The organism is Rhodococcus (subgen. Prescottella) equi, assembly GCF_003013675.1.
Classification (GTDB): domain Bacteria; phylum Actinomycetota; class Actinomycetes; order Mycobacteriales; family Mycobacteriaceae; genus Prescottella; species Prescottella equi.
In genome coordinates this window covers 3,673,817-3,690,606 of record NZ_CP027793.1, presented here as the reverse complement: position 1 = coordinate 3,690,606, position 16,790 = coordinate 3,673,817, and the positions used below count along the sequence as shown (strand labels likewise).

12 protein-coding genes are annotated in these 16,790 nt (G+C 70.2%); 6 read left to right on the top strand and 6 right to left on the bottom strand.

Features of this window, described 5'->3' with window-relative positions; translation table 11 throughout:
• Positions 1-5: 5 nt before the first annotated feature.
• Positions 6-782, bottom strand: coding sequence for an alpha/beta fold hydrolase (locus C7H75_RS17205; protein ID WP_044991357.1), 777 nt, complete (start codon positions 780-782; stop codon positions 6-8).
• Between the two features lie 56 nt (positions 783-838).
• On the opposite strand from C7H75_RS17205, the gene C7H75_RS17200 reads away from it, so the two are divergent.
• Together C7H75_RS17200 and C7H75_RS17195 are read left to right on the top strand one after the other, a co-directional pair.
• Positions 839-4,156 carry an ATP-dependent helicase gene (locus C7H75_RS17200; RefSeq protein ID WP_022597074.1) on the top strand — a complete coding sequence of 1,106 codons (3,318 nt, stop codon included), beginning with the start codon at positions 839-841 and terminating at the stop codon, positions 4,154-4,156.
• Positions 4,153-7,530, top strand: coding sequence for an ATP-dependent helicase (locus tag C7H75_RS17195; protein WP_022597073.1), 3,378 nt, complete (start codon positions 4,153-4,155; stop codon positions 7,528-7,530). The genes C7H75_RS17200 and C7H75_RS17195 overlap by 4 nt, the downstream gene beginning before the upstream one ends.
• A gap of 10 nt (positions 7,531-7,540) precedes the next feature.
• On the opposite strand, the gene C7H75_RS17190 is transcribed toward C7H75_RS17195, so the two are convergent.
• Positions 7,541-7,936, bottom strand: coding sequence for a DoxX family protein (locus tag C7H75_RS17190; protein WP_013416699.1), 396 nt, complete (start codon positions 7,934-7,936; stop codon positions 7,541-7,543).
• Between the two features lie 143 nt (positions 7,937-8,079).
• Between C7H75_RS17190 and C7H75_RS17185 the strand changes: the two genes are divergently transcribed.
• Positions 8,080-9,147, top strand: coding sequence for a potassium channel family protein (locus C7H75_RS17185; protein ID WP_005518820.1), 1,068 nt, complete (start codon positions 8,080-8,082; stop codon positions 9,145-9,147).
• A 42-nt stretch (positions 9,148-9,189) separates the two neighbouring features.
• Complete coding sequence (gene nudC, locus C7H75_RS17180; protein ID WP_013416698.1) at positions 9,190-10,092, top strand: NAD(+) diphosphatase; 903 nt, start codon at positions 9,190-9,192, stop codon at positions 10,090-10,092.
• Positions 10,093-10,120: 28 nt separating this feature from the next.
• On the opposite strand, the gene C7H75_RS17175 is transcribed toward nudC, so the two are convergent.
• Entirely contained in the window at positions 10,121-10,345 is a 225-nt protein-coding gene (locus C7H75_RS17175) for a mycoredoxin (protein WP_022597066.1), read from the bottom strand.
• A gap of 125 nt (positions 10,346-10,470) precedes the next feature.
• On the opposite strand from C7H75_RS17175, the gene C7H75_RS17170 reads away from it, so the two are divergent.
• Positions 10,471-12,642 (top strand): ATP-dependent DNA helicase UvrD2, encoded by a 2,172-nt coding sequence (locus C7H75_RS17170; protein WP_005518823.1) that lies wholly within the window; start codon positions 10,471-10,473, stop codon positions 12,640-12,642.
• Between the two features lie 492 nt (positions 12,643-13,134).
• Entirely contained in the window at positions 13,135-13,467 is a 333-nt protein-coding gene (locus C7H75_RS17165; RefSeq protein ID WP_041674341.1) for a WhiB family transcriptional regulator, read from the top strand.
• A gap of 79 nt (positions 13,468-13,546) precedes the next feature.
• On the opposite strand, the gene C7H75_RS17160 is transcribed toward C7H75_RS17165, so the two are convergent.
• The 3 genes from C7H75_RS17160 to C7H75_RS17150 all read right to left on the bottom strand — a co-directional run bounded on the left by C7H75_RS17160 (position 13,547) and on the right by C7H75_RS17150 (position 16,635).
• Positions 13,547-14,188, bottom strand: coding sequence for a DUF2510 domain-containing protein (locus tag C7H75_RS17160; RefSeq protein ID WP_064077655.1), 642 nt, complete (start codon positions 14,186-14,188; stop codon positions 13,547-13,549).
• A gap of 202 nt (positions 14,189-14,390) precedes the next feature.
• Positions 14,391-15,734, bottom strand: coding sequence for an ABC1 kinase family protein (locus C7H75_RS17155; protein WP_106851630.1), 1,344 nt, complete (start codon positions 15,732-15,734; stop codon positions 14,391-14,393).
• A gap of 7 nt (positions 15,735-15,741) precedes the next feature.
• On the bottom strand, positions 15,742-16,635 hold the full coding sequence (locus C7H75_RS17150; protein ID WP_081182427.1) for a TOMM precursor leader peptide-binding protein: 894 nt from the start codon (positions 16,633-16,635) through the stop codon (positions 15,742-15,744).
• Positions 16,636-16,790: the final 155 nt, after the last annotated feature.

Genomic DNA, 16,790 nt, shown 5'->3' with positions numbered 1-16,790 from the left:
CGGTCCTACAGCAGCTTGCGGACGAGGGAAGCGACTTCGTCGGGCTTCGCGTGGGCGACCATGTGGTCGCAGTCGAGGTCGGCAATGGTCAGGTCGTCCCCGAGATGCTCGGCGAGCGCGGCGCGGAACTCGGGCGTGACGTACGGCGGCTGCACGCGCAGTGCCTGCACCAGAACCGTCGGGATGCCCTTGGGTGGGAGGACGAACGGGCGTGCCATCTCGCCCCACGACGCGACGACGGCCGGAACCGACATGCGCCAGCCGACTCGTCCGTTGTCGAGTTCGACCAGGTGCTCGGCGAGGTCGGCGTCGAGGGCCTCGGTGGGCACGTCGGCCCACGCGCCGTGCAGTTTCTCGGAGCGGGCCTCCGCTGCGTCGGTGTAGTCGGGGTGGGCGGCGACGAGTCCGGCGATCCGGCTCATGTTCTCCGGGTCGAGCCCGAGGGCGGGATCGAGCAGGACGACCCCGCGGATCCGATCCGGTACCGCCTGCGCGAGATGCAGCGCGATCGCGGCGCCGTACGAGTGGGCCACCACGACGACGGGGCCGGTCGCGTGCTCGTCGAGCACTCCGACCAGATCGCCGACGTGTGTGTCCAGACCCCACGGCGGCGTCCACGGGGAGCGGCCGTGGCCGCGCAGATCTGGTGCGATGATCCGGGTGTCACCGAGCTGGCCGGTGCCGAGCGCCTCCCACCGGCGTCCGTGCCCGGTGAGTCCGTGCAGGGCGAGCACTTCGGGTGCTCCGGGCGTGCCGAACAGGTACGTGTGGAGACCGCGCATGTCGTCCACTATGCCGGATGCGACGTCTGTCGGACCCGTCTGGTGAGATTCCCTGTATGAGCGAAACGGGCGCACGCACGAGGCAGACGGCGCCCACCGCACGGCTCGTCGGGCGACGCGGATCGACGCCGTCGCTGCGCACCTGGCCGGCGGACCCCGCACGGGTCCTGACCGGTGCACCGCCCGGCCGCGGCTGGCACCCCTGGCAGATCCTCGGGGGCCCGGGGACCGGGAAGACGACGCTGCTGGTCGATGCCGCGGTGGCCCGGATCGTTGCCGGCGAGGATCCCGAGTCGGTGCTCGTGCTCACCCAGTCGCGCCGAGCGGCCACCGCGATCCGGGAGCAGATCACCGAGCGACTGCTCGCGGCCGAGCACGACCCGGAGAGCCCCGGGGTCCAGCCCCGGGCCACCCGGGAGCCCCTCGTCCGGACGGTGCACTCGTACGCCTTCGCGGTACTGCGGCTGCAGGCCGCCGCGCACGGTAATCCGCCGCCGCGGCTGATCACCGGTGCGGAGCAGGACGCGGTACTGCGCGAGTTGCTGCGTGGCGACATCGCGGACGGCGGGGGAATGTGGCCGGAGCGGTTGCGTCCCGCTCTGGGAATGACCGGTTTCGCCGTCGAACTGCGCAACCTCATGCTGCGCGCCAACGAGCGCGGCCTGGGCCCGGAGGATCTGATCGATCTCGGATATGCCCACGACAAGGCCGAATGGGTCGCGGCGGGGCGGTTCGCCGCCCACTACGAGCAGGGCATGCTGCTGCGTGGCGCGGTGGGAATGGAGGCGCCGGAGGCCACCGCGCCGGCGCTCGACGCCGCCGAGTTGATCAGCGCGGCTCTCACCGCGTTCGCGACCGACCGGGACCTGCTGCGCCGCGAACGCGCCAGGGTGCGGCACCTGCTCGTCGACGATGCCCAGCACCTCGATCCGCAGGCCGCGCAGTTGGTACGCCTGATCGGAACCGGGACCGCGAGCACCGCGATCGCCGGCGACCCGGACCAGGCGATCTTCGCGTTCCGTGGCGCGGACCCACGGTTCCTCACGGGTCTCGCCGATCGCGGGGACCTCGCGCAGGTGATCCTCGACACCAACTTCCGGGCGGCGCCGGCCGTCGCACGGGTGGCGGGGCGGATCGCGGGCCTGCTCCCCGGCAACCCGCCGCACCGCGGCGCGGCGGTGCCCGTCACCGAGGACGACACCGACGGGCGTGCAGTGGTCCGGGTGCTGTCGACTCCGGCCAAGGAGGCGGCGCTCGTCGCGGACACCCTGCGGCGCGCGCACCTGATCGACGGCGTGCCGTGGTCGGAGATGGCGATCGTTGCGCGGTCGGTGCCGCGGGTGCTGCCGCCACTGCGGCGCGCGCTGCTCTCGGCGGGAGTGCCGGTGACCACCGCCGCGAGCGAACTGCCGCTCGCGAAGCAGCACGGGGTGGCCGGATTGCTGTCCGTCATGCGCGCCCTCGTCGGCGGCGAGTTCACCGGCGAGGACGCGATCGCGCTGCTGTCGGGTCCCATCGGTGGGGCCGAGCCGGTGAGCCTGCGGCGGCTGCGTCGCGGCCTGCGACGGGTCGAGTTGGCGTCGGGTGGCGACCGCGACTCGGCCGAGCTGTTGCGGGCGCTCATCGTGGACGGGCCGGACGCCGACGGGGTGGCACACCTGCTTCCCGGACTGACGGATGTCGAATCGCTCTCGCTGCGCAGGGTGCTGAAGGTGCTGCGGCGCGCCCGGGTACCGCTGCAGCGCGGCCGGGGCATCGAAGAGGTGCTGTGGGCGGCGTGGCAGGCGACCGGGCTCGAGCGTCGCTGGGCGGCGGCCTCCGCGTTCGGCGGGCCGATCGGCGCCCAGGCCGACCGCGATCTCGATGCGGTGGTGGCTCTCTTCGATGCTGCCGCGAACTACGTCGACCGACTGCCGCGGGCTCAGTTGTCCGGGTTCGTCGACTACCTCGTCGAGCAGGCGATTCCGGGGCCTGCCCCGATGCGCGCCGTGGCGTCGCAGGAGACCGTGACGGTGCTCAGCGCGCACTCGGCGGCGGGACGGCAGTGGCGGGTGGTCGTCGTGCTCGGCGTCCAGGAGGGGCTGTGGCCCAGCCTCGGGGCGCGCGGAACGCTGCTCGGCACCGAGGAACTCATCGAGATCACCAGCGGGCTCGGCGAGGTCGACAAGACGCTGTCGCGGACCGCGCCGCTGCTCGCAGAGGAACGGCGCCTGTTCCTGGTGGCGTGCAGCCGGGCTCGCGATTCGCTGCTCGTGACAGCGGTCGACTCGTCGAGCGGCGACACCGAACTGGTGCGCTCGCGGTTCGTGGACGACTTGTTGCGCGGCGCCGACGACCTCGACGTCGACGAGGTCGCGCCGGTCACCGACGACACCCCCCGCGTCCTCGCCTTGCCGGCCCTGGTTGCCGAGTTGCGCAGTGTGGTGTGCGATCCCGAGGTGGCGGTCGCCGACCCGGAGCGGCAGCAACGGGCGGCGCACCAGTTGGCGCGGCTCGCCGAGGCCGGCGTCCGCGGCGCGCACCCCGACCAGTGGTACGGAACGTCGGCGCCCAGTTCCGATGTGGGGCTGTGGGATCCGGAGGACGGACCGGTTCCGCTGTCGCCGTCGACGATCGAACTGATCGCCAACTGTCCCCTGCGGTGGATGCTCGAGCGGCACGGGGGCAGCGACGGCGACAACACCCACGCCATCGCGGGCACGCTCGTGCACACCCTCGTGCAGGCGCTGGCCGGCCACATCCCGCCGGATCAGGTGGACCACGCCCTGGAAACGGCATGGGACTCGGTGGATCTCGGCTCGGAGTGGTTCTCGCGCCGCGAACTCGAGCGCACGCGGGGCATGCTCGACAACTTCGCGGACTGGCTGCGGGGCACTCGATCCGAACTCACCGAGATCGGCGTCGAGGTGGCCGTGGACGGCGTGCTCGAACCCCGCACGGAGGGCGAGGCGACCGTGCGGATCCGCGGCCGGATCGACCGGCTCGAGCGCGACTCGGACGGGCGGCCCGTCGTCATCGACGTCAAGACCGCGAAGGCCGCGGTCACCAAGGAACAGGCCGAGCAGCACGCACAGCTGGCGGCCTACCAGGTGGCCGCCGCCCGCGGTCTGATCGACGGGGTGCCGGCGTCGCAGCCCGGTGGCGCCCGTCTGGTGTTCGTGGCCAAGCCACACAAGAAGGAAGGGTCGACGCAGCGCATACAGTCCGCGCTCGACGACGACGGAGTCGCGCTGTGGGAGAACGTGATCCACGACGCCGCCGCGGCCACCCGCGGACCGGCGTTCCTCGCCAGGATCAACGACGGCTGCAGGCATTGTCCGGTGCTCTCGAGCTGCCCGGCACACGACGAAGGACGGCAGGTGACGTCGGAGTGAGCACCGTGCAGAGCGGGCGCCGCGTGAGCCCGGCCGAACTCGCGGAGGCGCTGGGGCAGTTCCCGCCGACGCCCGAGCAGGCCGCGGTCATCGAGGCTCCGCTCGGCCCCACCCTCGTCGTGGCCGGCGCCGGGGCGGGCAAGACCGAGACGATGGCGGCGCGCGTCGTGTGGCTGGTCGCGAACGGGCTGGTCGATCCCGAACAGGTCCTCGGCCTGACGTTCACCCGTAAGGCGGCGCAGCAGCTCACTGCCCGCATCCGTAAGCGACTCGCGAAGCTGGCCGGCTCGGCGCTGGTCCGCGATCTCGACCCCAGCGGGTCGCTGCGGTCCCGGATCCTTGCGAGTGAACCCGAAGTGAGCACGTATCACGCGTACGCCGGACGGCTGCTCTCCGAACACGGGCTGCTGCTGCCGATCGAGCCGTCCGCGACGCTGCTGTCCGAGACCGAGCTGTGGCAGCTCGCGTACCGGGTGGTCAGCGCCTGGGACGACGATCTCGACACCGACCGCAACCCCGCCTCGATCACCGAGTCGGTACTCGCGCTGTCCGGTCAGCTCGCCGAGCACCTCGTCGAACCGGCCGACCTGCGGGAGGCGCATACCGAACTGGACAAGCTGATCCACACGCTCCCGGCCGGGCCGAAACAGCGTGGCGGCCCGTCGAAGACGCTGCTGGACCTGCTCGAGGTGCAGCATCAGCGGCTCGATCTGCTGCCGCTCGTGCAGCGTCTGGCCGACACCCTGCGTCGTGAGGGCGCGCTGGACTTCGGCAGTCAGATGTCGCTCGCGGCACGCGTCGCGTCCGAGCATCCGGAGGTGGGGCGCAGCGAGCGCGCCCGGTTCCGGGTAGTGCTGCTCGACGAGTACCAGGACACCGGGCACGCGCAGCGAGTGCTGCTGTCGTCGCTGTTCGGTGGCGGTGAGGACGCCGGTTTGGCACTGACGGCGGTCGGCGACCCGATGCAGTCGATCTACGGCTGGCGTGGGGCATCGGCGGCCAACCTGCCGCGTTTCGCCACCGATTTCCCGCTCGCCGACGGCACCCCGGCGCCCAAGCTGGAATTGCTCACGAGCTGGCGGAACCCGCCGGAGGCCCTCGAGCTCGCCAACATGATCTCGGAGCCGTTGCGCGACAGGGGAGTCGAGGTCAGCAAGCTGCGGGCGCGGCCCGCGGCCGTCCCCGGCGACGTGCGGCTCGCCCTTCTCGACACCGTGGAGACCGAGCGCGCCTGGGTGGCCGACCGGATCGCCGAGCAGTACGAGGCGGCCCGCGTCGACGGCGCGAAGCCGCCCACCGCGGCCGTGCTGGTGCGACGCAACGCCGACGCCGCCCCGATCGCGGAGGAACTGCGGGCGCGGGGCCTCGCCGTGGAGGTGGTGGGCCTCGGTGGTCTGCTGCACACGCCTGAGGTGGCCGACGTCGTCGCGATGCTGCGCCTGGTCGCCGACCCGATGGCGGGCAGCGCCGCCGTACGCGTCCTCACCGGCGCCCGCTGGCAGATCGGTGCCGCCGACATCCGTGCCCTGTGGAAGCGTGCAGGCGAACTCGGGATCCGCTCCGACCACGGCGCCACCGGTGCGGTCACCGACGCGGCCGCCCTCGACGACGCGCTCGGCAGCGCCCTGCCCGGAGAGCAGTCGGAGCAGGCCGGCCTGGCCGACGCGCTCGCCGATCCCGGCCCGGCGCACCGGTATTCCGAGGCCGGGTACGTGCGGATCTGTGCGGTCGCCGCCGAGCTGGCGTCGCTACGGGAACGGCTGGGCCAGCCCCTCACCGAACTCGTCGCCGAGGTGGAACGCGTGATCGGCATCGGGATCGAGGCGCAGGCTCGGACACGGCAGTCCGAGGTGGGTGGCGCCGGACGCGAGCACCTGGACGCCTTCGCGGATGTCGTGTCCGGCTACGCGAACCGCACGTCGGCGACGCTGACGGGACTCCTGTCGTTCCTCGCCGCCGCCGAACATGTCGAGAACGGTCTCGCCCCCGGCGAGGTGGAGGTGGCGCCCGACCGTGTGCAGGTGCTCACGGTGCACTCGGCGAAGGGGCTCGAGTGGGAGGTCGTGGCGGTGCCGCACCTGACCGCCGGCGTCTTCCCTTCCAGCCAGGCGTCGGCGACGTGGCTGGGATCGGTGGCCGAACTGCCGCCCACACTGCGCGGTGATCGTGCCTACCCGGGTGAATCCGCCGACGGCGTCCCGGTTCTCGACCTCGAGAATCTGTACCACCGCAAGGACCTCGAGGACGCGATCAAGTCCCACAAGGACGCGCTCTCGACACGCCGTCTCGACGAGGACCGGCGCCTGTTCTACGTGGCGCTCACCCGCACCGAGCGGGCGCTGTTCGTGTCCGGCCATCACTGGGCCGAATCCGGTGCGGACCCCAAGGGCCCGTCGCCGTTCCTGCTCGAACTCGAGGAACTCGTGTCGACGTGGGAGGGTGAGCGACTCGGCGCGATCGACGTCTGGGCACCCGCGCCGGACGACGGCGCCGAGAACCCGCTCACGGCGACGCCGCGATCGGCGCTGTGGCCGCGGGATCCGCTGGGGCGCCGGCGAGCCGACGTCGAACGCGGTGCCGAACTGGTGCGCGGAGCGCTCGCGGGGTTGGGGAAGGCCGCGCCGGAGCCCGAGGCGGCGGACGACGACCCGGACAACTGGGCTGCCGATGTGGACGCGCTCCTCGCCGAGCGGAGGGAACGCGGACACGGCGGCACCGACGTGGAGATGCCGGCGCAACTGTCGGTCAGCCAGCTCGTCGACCTGGCCGCCGATCCCGACGCACTCGCGGCCCGGCTGCGTCGACCGTTGCCGTTCCCGCCGAACCCCTTGGCGCGCAGGGGGACCGCGTTCCACGCGTGGGTGGAACAGCGGTTCGGTGCCACTCGTCTGCTGGACTTCGACGAGCTTCCCGGCGCCGCCGACACCGGGGTGGGCACCGAGACCGAACTCGCTCTGCTGCAGGACGCGTTCCTGCGCTCGCCGTGGGCCGACCGCAGCCCCGTCGAGGTGGAGGTGCCGTTCGAGACTTCCGTCGCCGGGACCGTGCTACGCGGCCGGATCGACGCCGTCTTCGCCGACGCCGACGGCGGCTGGACGGTGATCGACTGGAAGACCGGCGCCGAGCCGTCCGCCGCGAACGAACGCGCCGTCGTGATGCAGTTGGCCGCCTACCGGATCGCGTGGGCCGAGCTGATGGCGGCGCGTCAGTCCCGGCTCACCGGACGGCCGGTGGAGCCGCCGCTCGACAAGGTGCGCGCTGCGTTCCACTACGTGCGTACCGGACGCACCATCGCGCCCGAGGATCTGCCCGACGCCGACCGTCTGGCACGTCTCATCACGACTGCCGGTGCTGAAGAGACGCCGGCCGACTGAAGCTGTCCGGTCAGGCCGCGTTGCGCCGGGCCCTCAATGCGTCGGCGACCAGGGGGATCTGCAGCGGCAGACGGGCCGCGGCGAGGACCTTCGCGGGCGTCGACGTGCGGTTCGACCGGAACCAGTCGATCGTCATCTGCACGTTGGCGGGAAACACGGCGACGAACAGTGCGGTCGCGAGCGTGCCGCCGAGCCGGCGCGTCCGGGGCACCGCGAGCGCCGCGGCCGTCGCGAGCTCGGCGACACCCGACGCGTACGTGTACGTGCGCGCGCTTCCGGGGAGCGCGCGCGGCACGATCGCGTCGAACGGCCGCGGCCGGACGAAGTGCAGTGTTCCGGCGCCGAAGAGCAGAGCGGCGAGGCGGAGAGCAGGAGCCTGACTGGATCGGTTCGGACGCTGTGACATGCGGCCACCCTGCCCCACGCGCCGTCGTTCCGCCACCGTCACCCCGATTTTCCTGTGCCGTTCCGCTATTCCGGGATCCGCGGTTAGGCTGCGAGCCGACTGTGTGAACTGCCAGTCGGAGCAGAGGAGATGGGGACCAGTGGATGCCCGGTAGGTTGAGAGCGCGGTTCGGGAACGCGGACGCGCTGACGGATCGGCCGGACTTCGCGCTAGTCGGCGTGCTCAAGGTCCCGGAGATGCAGACCAGTCCGTCCCGCGCCATCGCGCGGCGAGTCTCGTACGCGCTCGGCGCACTGGCGTTGGCCGTGCTCGTCGTCTACATCGACCGGGACGGCTACAAGGATGCGCAGGACAACCAGCTGTCGCTGCTGGACTGCATCTACTACGCGACGGTCTCGCTGTCGACCACCGGTTACGGCGACATCACCCCGATCACCCCGGAAGCGCGACTGATCAACGTTCTGGTCATCACGCCGCTCCGCATCTTCTTCCTCATCGTCCTGGTCGGTACGACCCTCTCGGCGCTCACCGAGAGCTCGCGCCAGGCGTTCAAGATCCAGCGTTGGAGGCATCGCGTGCGCAACCACACCGTCGTCGTCGGATTCGGTACGAAGGGACGTACCGCCATCGACGCCATGCTCGGAGACGGCATCGTGCCCTCCGACATCGTGGTGGTCGACACCGATCAGGTGGTGCTCGACACCGCGGCGAGCATGGGCCTGGTGACCGTGCACGGCTCGGCCACCAAGTCCGACGTGCTGCGGCTCGCCGGTGTGCAGAACGCAGCGTCGATCATCGTCGCCGCGAACCGTGACGACACCGCGGTCCTCGTCACACTCACCGCGCGCGAACTCGCACCCAAGGCGAAGATCGTCGCCGCGATCCGGGAGACCGACAACGCGCACCTGCTGCGGCAGTCGGGGGCGGATTCGGTGGTCGTCTCCTCGGAGACCGCGGGACGCCTGCTCGGTATCGCCCGCACCACGCCGAGCGTGGTGGAGATGGTCGAGGACCTGCTGACCCCGGAGGCCGGTTTCGCGATCGCCGAGCGTGAGGTCGAACCCGAGGAGGTCGGTGGTTCGCCGCGGCACCTGTCCGACATCGTGCTGGGCGTGGTGCGCGACGGCCGTCTGTTGCGGGTGGGGTCGCCCGAGGTCGACGCCGTGGAGGCCGACGACCTCCTGCTGTACATCCGGCGCGTCAGCAGCTGAGCGAAGTCGGGCGGACCGGTCCCTCGCAGTAGGGTCGTTCCCGTGCCGCACTTCGAACTGACCGAGACTCCACTGCTGTCGCGAGCCGCCCTCGACCGGGCGGAGGAACTGCGCGCGGACACCGACGCGCTGCGTGCCGGATGGGCGAACGCTTTTCTGCTGCGGGTCAATCCGCGGGGTCAGGTTCGGGTAGCCGACGGCGAACTGGTTCTCGAGCCGGCATCGACGCTGGGCGACGAACCGGCGAACGACGCGGTATTCCTGGGGCTTCACGGTACGCGCCACGTGTGGGCGGTACGGGTTCCGGCGATGACCGGCGAACTCGGTGATCTGCGAATGCTCGGCCACCGGCTCGACGAGTCGAGTGCGGGACTGCTGACAACCGCTGTGGCGCTGTTGAACTGGCACGACCACGCGGGCTACAGCGCGATCGACGGGGCCGCGACGGAACCGACGATGTCCGGGTGGTCCCGGATCAGCTCGAGCACCGGGCACGAGGAGTTTCCGCGCACCGACCCGGCGGTGATCTGCCTGGTGCACGACGGCGCCGACCGGGTGCTGCTCGCACGTCAGCCGGTGTGGCCGCCGCGGATGTTCTCGGTCCTCGCCGGATTCGTCGAGGCCGGGGAGTCCCTCGAGACGTGCGTGGTGCGGGAGATCCGCGAGGAGGTCGGGTTGGACGTGCACGACGTCCGGTATCTCGGCAGCCAGCCGTGGCCGTTCCCGCGTTCGGTCATGATCGGGTTCTCGGCCGTAGGCGACCCCGCCGCTCCGCTCGAATTCGCGGACGGCGAGATCGCCGAGGCCCACTGGTTCACGCGCGAACAGATCCGGTCCGCGCTCGACGCCGGCGACTGGACGTCGCGCTCGGACGCCGAGCTGCTGCTGCCCGGATCGATCTCGATCGCGCGAGTGATGATCGAGTCCTGGGCCGCAACCGACTGACGGGCCGACCGACGAGCCGAACGAGGGGCTAGAGGCCCAGGGCCTGCTTGACCTGCGCCAGGCTCGGATTGGTGGCGGTGCTGCCGTCCGCGTACTTCACGGTGGGGACGACATGGTTGCCGCCGTTGACGCTGCCCACGAACTCGGCCGACGCGGGATCGAGCTCGATGTCGATCTCGACGTACGAGATGCCGTTCTCGTCGAGCTGCTTCTTCAGGCGACGGCAGTAACCGCACCACGTGGTCGAGTACATAGTCAGGGCGGGAGCTTCGGTAGTCACGGCGCCTATAACACCACGATCGGTCCGTACTGTTCCCGCACGGGCGTACGTCACAGCGCAGCGGGTGCGGGCAGCCGGTGTCGGTGCGCCCTGAGAGGATGGACGGCATGTCAGCGGATGTCACCCCGGAGCGCACCGGAACCAGGCCCGACGAGGGCCTGGACCCGCAGCAGTCTGCCGCCGTGCTGGCACCGCGCGGCCCCGTGTGCGTACTGGCGGGCGCCGGCACCGGCAAGACCCGCACCATCACCCGCCGCATCGCACACCTCGTCGCGGGTGGGCACGTCTCGGCCGGTCAGGTCCTCGCGGTGACCTTCACGGCCCGTGCGGCCGGAGAGATGCGCGGGAGGCTCCGCGGGCTCGGCATCGGCGGGGGTGGGCCGCAGGTGCAGGCCCGAACGTTCCACGCCGCGGCGCTGCGTCAGTTGCGCTACTTCTGGCCGCAGGTGATCGGCGACACCGAGTGGCAGCTGCTGGACCGCAAGTTCGCGCTCGTCGGGCAGGCGGCGAGCCGGGTGGGGTTGTCCACCAGCACCGAGAGCATCCGCGACCTTGCGAGCGAGATCGAGTGGGCCAAGGGATCGCTCGTCGCCCCGGAGGACTACCCGGCTGTCGCGGCGCGGGCCCGGCGGGACATCCCGGCCGACGCCGCCAAGGTCGCGGCCGTGTACTCGGGCTACGAGGAACTCAAGGCCCGCAACTACGACGGCATGCTGCTCGACTTCGACGACCTGTTGCTGCACACGGCGGCCGCTCTCGAGGAGCACTCGGCGGTCGCCGAGGAGTTCCGTGACCGGTACCGGTGCTTCGTCGTCGACGAGTACCAGGACGTGACGCCGTTGCAGCAGCGGGTGCTGGACGCGTGGCTGGGGGATCGTGACGACCTCACCGTCGTCGGCGATGCCAACCAGACGATCTACTCGTTCACCGGTGCCACCCCGAAGTACCTGCTGGACTTCTCGCGCAGGTTCCCCGACGCGACCGTCGTGCGGCTCGAGCGCGACTACCGGTCCACCCCGGAGGTCGTCTCGCTCGCCAACCGGGTGATCGGGGAGGCCCGCGGCCGGATCGCCGGCACGCGCCTGCAGCTGATCGGGCAGCGGCCGTCCGGCCCCGAACCGACGTTCGCCGAGTACGACGACGAACCGGCCGAAGCCGCGGCGGTGGCGCGGCAGATCAAGAAGCTCATCGAGCAGGGTGTCGAACCGGCCGAGATCGCGGTGCTGTACCGCATCAACGCACAGTCGGAGGTGCACGAGCAGGCGCTCACCGAGGCCGGGATCCCGTACCAGGTGCGCGGCGGCGAAGGCTTCTTCACTCGGCAGGAGGTGCGGCAGGCGATCAACGCGCTGCGGCAGGTGGCAGGTCGCGACGACCTGCCCGAGGGCGCCGACACCGGCCAGGCGCTGGTGACCTTGGTGCGGGCGGTGCTGGTCCCGTTGGGGCTCACCGACGTCGAACCGACCGGCGCCCAGGCGCGCGAGCGGTGGGGTTCGCTCACTGCGCTGGTGTCGCTCACCGAGGAGTTGCTCGCGCACGACCCGCACCTCACGCTCGGTGGGCTGCTCGCAGAGTTGGCCGCCCGTTCGGAGGCGCGACATCCTCCGGTCGTGCAGGGCGTCACGCTGGCGTCGCTCCACGCCGCCAAGGGACTCGAATGGGATGCGGTGTTCCTGGTCGGACTCACCGAGGGGACGCTGCCGATCGCGCACGTGCTCGGCGACTCCAATTCGCCCGGCGACCAGGACGGCATCGAGGAGGAACGTCGGCTGCTCTACGTCGGCGTGACACGTCCCCGCGAACACCTGGCGCTGTCGTGGGCACTCGCGCGCAACGAAGGGGGACGCAAGTCCCGGCGCCGGTCCCGCTTCCTCACCAACGTGATCCCGGACGATTCGCCGGCGTCGCGGATCGCCAAGCCCGCACGCTCCACGAAACAGCGGCCGCGGTGCCGCGTGTGCGGTAAGCCGTTGCTGGACGCGACCGCGCACACGCTCGGCCGGTGCGAGGGTTGCCCGTCGAACCTCGACATGGAGCTTTTCGAGGCGCTCAAGGACTGGCGCCGGGAGACGTCCCGTGAGATGAAGGTGCCCGCCTACGTGGTGTTCACCGACAACACGCTGCAGGCGATCGCCGAGCAGCAGCCGCAGGACGAACGTGCGCTCACCGCGATTTCGGGGATCGGTGCGAAAAAGCTGGAACAGTTCGGCGCCGATGTTCTCGCCGTGGTGCGCGGCGAGTGGTCGTCGGCGACACTGGATCCCACGTGACCCACGATCCGCGGTAAAACCGCAGGTCAAAAATAACTTGTGCGGTCTGTTCGGGTTGCATACCCTGGACTGCACACCACGGGGTAAAACTTGTGTGCGGTAACTGTCGGACCGATACGAAAGGGAGGTGGCAAAAAGATGAACGACTGGAATGCAACTGCATTTGCAGCAGCAGCGCGTGCATCTGTGCCCGCAATCGCTGGCGCGTACCTCCCTGCGGCCGCCCCGGTCGCTGCGAGGAACGCAGCCGCCGCACCGCACGCAATCCGTCTGCGCGCAGCAGCAGAAGCAGCAGCCCCCGCATCCGTGGCCCGGAGTAGACACCGACAATTCGTTCGGTAGGCACTCCCGCCATTCCTCTCGAGGCCACGGATCGCAACTGCGAACCGTGGCCTTCGTGTTTCGAGCCCTCGAGCTCCAGGCCTTCGACTTCGGTTCGTATGACCACCGAAAGCCGGCGCCAGCCGCGAAACATCAGCAGAGGAGAACGACGTGTCTACCGCGACATGCCGAGTACAGAACGAGACCAGCACCGTGTCCGGCGGATTGGCAGTAGTCGACTCGGCACGCCCGGAGCTGCCCTGTCGAGTGGAAAACCCCGACCTGTGGTTCGCCGAGACACCTGCCGACCTCGAACGGGCCAAGGCGCTGTGCGGACAGTGCCCCGTCCGCAACCGGTGCCTGCGCGCCGCACTCGACCGCGCCGAGCCGTGGGGAGTCTGGGGCGGTGAGATCTTCGATCAGGGGGTCGTGATCGCCCGTAAGAGGCCGCGAGGTCGGCCCCGGAAGAACCCGGACCAACGCAAGGCGCTCGTCTGCGCCTGATGCACTCGTCGTGGGCTTCGACTCGAACAGAAGCCCACGACGAGGCCTTAGAGGTTTGAGCACCTCGACACAGGAGATGTCAAGGTGCTCCGAATCCATAGGTGTATGTTCCGGCCGTCCAATTCATCGTCGCGTGGTATTTGAAGCCCCGCATCCGTCCGTCTCCGACCTCCTCGGTGGCCGCGAAGCACTCGAAGACGGTGGTCGTTTCAGTCAAGTCGTCCGTTGATCCCCCACCGACGGGATCACAAGAAACGTTGAGGATCGGTCCGTCGATGATCGACTTCGAGACGTGTTCTTCGGCCATGGTCTTGACGCTGGATTCGAGCTGGATGACGTAAAGAGCTCGCTCTGCACGTTCTCCGTCGTCTTCCTTCTGCTTTGCGGCGGCCGCCGCGGCTGCGCGATCGGACTCGGCCTGAGCGGCCGCGGCGGTCGCCTGCCGGCGCTCCTCGGCCTTCGAATCGTTCGAAACCTTGACGGCGATCGCCGAGCCGATTCCGGCGACCACGAGCACCGCCAAGATTCCAAGCACGAGGGGGTGCTTGGTAAAACGCGGAATGGTGAAGATTCGAGAGCGCGTTGCAGGAGGCTTGCCACCCGCGATGCGCGAGGAGCCCGGGTCGGGCAACGCCAGCCATTGTTGTCCGTCCCAGTACCTTTGCCCGCCGTCCGGCGAGGGGTACCAGCCGGGCGCTGCTGAACGCGGCTCGTCAGACATTCCATAGTCCTCTCCGCCCACAGCAGTACCCTGTGGAACAGTCCCCTGCTCCTTCGTTCACCCGTGCAATGCAGTCGCCTGGAGGCGACTTGGCAGTCACCGCGCGGAGGTCACGTAGCGGAGTGCTCAGATCGAGCGATCTGAACCTAGTACCCAGACGTCCTGAGTGTCCTAAGAACGAGACTAATTGGGTTGTATTGACCTACGCGCCGTCGAGGCTCTCGAGACCGTCGGCGTCGTCGGAGAAGCCGGGCAGCCATTTGGTGAGGATCGCCATGTACGGGGCGCACGCGTCGAGTTGGGCACAGATGCCGACCGAACCCAGCAGCACCCGGAAGATCATCAGGTACTCGGCCGGGAGGTTGAGGGCACGCGCGGTTCGGAAGTGGCTGCCCGACAGATCGGTCGCCGTCCCGGCCGCCTTCTGCAGCCACGCACGTGTGAAGTGGAACGACTCGGATCGGATCGGATCGGTGAACGGGCGAAGGTAGTCGGCGATCTCCTGATCGGTGACAGTGCGACCGGGGAGCACGAAACCATTGGCGCGCAACAGTTCCGTCAGCTCGTCGAAGCGCTCCTCCAGGTTGAGGCGGACCATGCGGCCCAACACCGGGGGCAGCCCGTTCGGCATCGGGGCGGTCGCGCCGAAGTCGATGATCCCGAGGCGGCCGTCGTCGTGCAGCATGAAGTTGCCCGGGTGCGGATCGCAGTGCAGCAGCCCCACCTGCGCCGGCGAGACGAAGTGGAACTCCGCGAGCAGCGCGCCCGCGGTGTTGCGTTGTTCGGTCGTGCCGTCGGTGATGATCGCCGAGAGGGGGGTGGCCGTCATCCACTCCGTGACGACGACCTTGGGGGCGCTCGCGACGACCCGCGGCACGACGAAGCGGGGGTCGCCGTGGAACGCCTTCGCGAACGCGCGCTGATTGTCGGCCTCGATGCGGTAGTCGAGCTCTTCCTCGGTGCGTGCACTCAGCTCGTCGAGGATCGGTTTGATGTCCGTTCCCGGCATCACCGACGTGAACAGCCCGGCGAACCGGGTGAGCGTCTTCAGGTCGGCGCGCAGGGCCTCGTCGGCGCCCGGGTACTGGACCTTGACGGCCACCTCCCGTCCGTCGGCCCATACCGCGCGGTGCACCTGACCGATGCTCGCCGAAGCGGTCGGAGTGTCGTCGAACTCGGCGAAGCGATCGCGCCACTTGGTGCCGAGCTGCTGATCGAGGACTCGGTGCACCTGCTTCGCAGGCAGCGGCGGTGCCTCGGCCTGCAGCTTGGTGAGCGCCTCGCGGTAGGGCTCGGCGAACTCCTCCGGGATCGCGGCCTCCATCACGCTGAGCGCCTGCCCGAGCTTCATCGCGCCGCCCTTGAGCTCACCCAGCACGGTGAACAACTGCTCGGCGGCCTTCGCGGTCAGCTGGGCGTCGATCTCGTCCCGGTCCCCACCGGCCAGCTTGCGCCCGAAACCCATCGCCGCGCGACCGGCGATGCCCAGCGGAATGCTCGCGAGCTTGGCGGTGCGGGCGGTGCTTCTGCGTGGGATGTCGGACACCAGACCATCATGGCGGAAGATTCGCGGGTTCGTCCAAGAAGATTGCGGAACGTGAGCATCCACACCGCGGATCGCGGGGCCACGGCCGGACCGCGAACCGGTGCGAATCGAGGTCGATCTCGAGCGTCGCGTCCAGGCTCGCGGGCGCGGGGCGGGCCGCCCGCGAGAGCACCATTTCCAGCTGTCCCAACGCGACGGCCGTGGTGGCGAGCACGGTCGCAGGGGCGGCGTGACCGACCCGGCCGAGCAGCTGCGCGGCCACGTGCGGCCATTCCTCGTCGACGTCGGATCGCGTGAGGTCGGCACACCGCAGGCAGCTCGTGCTGCCCGGCAGGACCAGCGGCCCCACCACCCCGCGCCCGTCCCGCAGGCGGACGGGCAGGTGGGGAATACCCGCGACCAACAGCGCGTCCACCAGCCGAGGATCGACGACGAGCTCGTCGGTGAGGACGACACACAGACAGTTCCACGTCGTGACGTCGGTGTCCGCGGTGAAGTGGGTGGACCGGGTGACCCGGGCCGGGCCGGTGGTGAGTGCGCTGGAGATGGCGTCGGCCAACGGTCCGCGGCCGTGCACGCGGATCGTCGGGACGTCGTCCGGGGGCGTCGGGGCGGGCCGCAGCGCCCCGGCCTCTTCGAGCTCGCTCAGGATCGTCGACATGTCGGCGGGTGCGATGCCGTGTTCCACCGCACGCCACACCACGCCCGGCCGGGACGTGCGGCCGTCGAGAAGCCCCAGCACCGAGACGAGGGCCTGCGGATCGACCGACGGGGGCGGCGTCAGGATGATCGACGTCTCCGGGTCCCACCCGATCTGTAGGCGACCGCTCGGCCGCACCAGCACGGGCAGTCGGGGATCGAGGACGAGACGTCGCAGGTGTGTGGCGGCTACGGAGGTCATGGACGGACGATCTCATTCCGGACACCGACCGCCCGTCGGAATTCCGGGGGTTATCCACAGGGAAAAATGCGCCGTGAGCTCGGTATTTCGCACAGGCAGCCGATCGGTCCGAGATCTGTGTGGAGCGGTGTCGGACCGGACGGCTAGCGTGGTGG